This window comes from Alkalicoccobacillus porphyridii (assembly GCF_007293315.1).
In the GTDB taxonomy this organism is placed as follows: Bacteria; Bacillota; Bacilli; order Bacillales; family Bacillaceae_D; genus Alkalicoccobacillus; species Alkalicoccobacillus porphyridii.
The window spans coordinates 1-304 of sequence record NZ_VLXZ01000137.1 but is presented as its reverse complement, the minus strand read 5'-3'; the positions used below and the strand labels follow the sequence as shown (position 1 = coordinate 304).

The 304-nt window shown below is 50.0% G+C and carries 2 protein-coding genes; both read right to left on the bottom strand.

Translation table 11 applies throughout. From position 1 onward, the window contains the following. Positions 1 to 201 (bottom strand): recombinase RecT (locus FN960_RS21265; RefSeq protein WP_032230014.1); only part of this gene is annotated, 201 nt, incomplete at its 3' end. A 5-nt stretch (positions 202 to 206) separates the two neighbouring features. After that, the coding region (locus FN960_RS21260) for a host-nuclease inhibitor Gam family protein (RefSeq protein WP_023441886.1) at positions 207 to 304 on the bottom strand (98 nt) is incomplete at its 5' end.

Genomic DNA, 304 nt, shown 5'->3' with positions numbered 1-304 from the left:
AGGAAAGGCGTAAATTTCTTTCGTCCACGGATTAAGGCCGTACTGGTTGGCAACGATCAGTAATGCGATGAACTGCGCATCGCTGGCATCACCTTTAAATGCCGTCTGGCGAAGAGTGGTGATCAGTTCCTGTGGGTCGACAGAATCCATGCCGACACGTTCAGCCAGCTTCCCAGCCAGCGTTGCGAGTGCAGTACTCATTCGTTTTATACCTCTGAATCAATATCAACCTGGTGGTGAGCAATGGTTTCAACCATGTACCGGATGTGTTCTGCCATGCGCTCCTGAAACTCAACATCGTCAT